The following is a 302-nucleotide window of genomic DNA, read 5'->3' as shown; positions in this document are numbered from 1 at the left end:
ATGCCCAGGTCCTTGGCGACGTGCGCGATCGGCCGGCCCGTCGTGCGGACCTCGCGGACGGCCCGCTCGCGGAGCTCGTCCGGGTACTTGCGTGGTGCTGGCACTGCTCGTGGTTCTCCTTCGGTCCCGGATCATAAGCCTGGCTTCAGGGACTCCACGAATCCGGGGTCAGCTCAGTACGGCAACGCCGCGGACAATCCGTCCGGCGGGCACTGCTATCCGACCGACATGAGGGACGCGGAGTGGGCCGCGGTCCGCGAGATGATCCCGAAGCCCGCGTGGGCCGAGGGCCGGGGCGGCCG

1 protein-coding gene is annotated in these 302 nt (G+C 70.9%); it reads right to left on the bottom strand.

Features of this window, described 5'->3' with window-relative positions:
* On the bottom strand, window positions 1-104 hold a 104-nt coding region (locus MTQ10_RS31790; RefSeq protein ID WP_374117735.1), incomplete at its 3' end, for a transposase.
* Window positions 105-302: the final 198 nt, after the last annotated feature.

Origin of the sequence: Streptomyces sp. XM83C (assembly GCF_023072675.1) — a bacterium.
In the GTDB taxonomy this organism is placed as follows: Bacteria; Actinomycetota; Actinomycetes; order Streptomycetales; family Streptomycetaceae; genus Streptomyces; species Streptomyces thermocoprophilus.
This window is presented reverse-complemented; position numbering and strand designations above follow the sequence as displayed.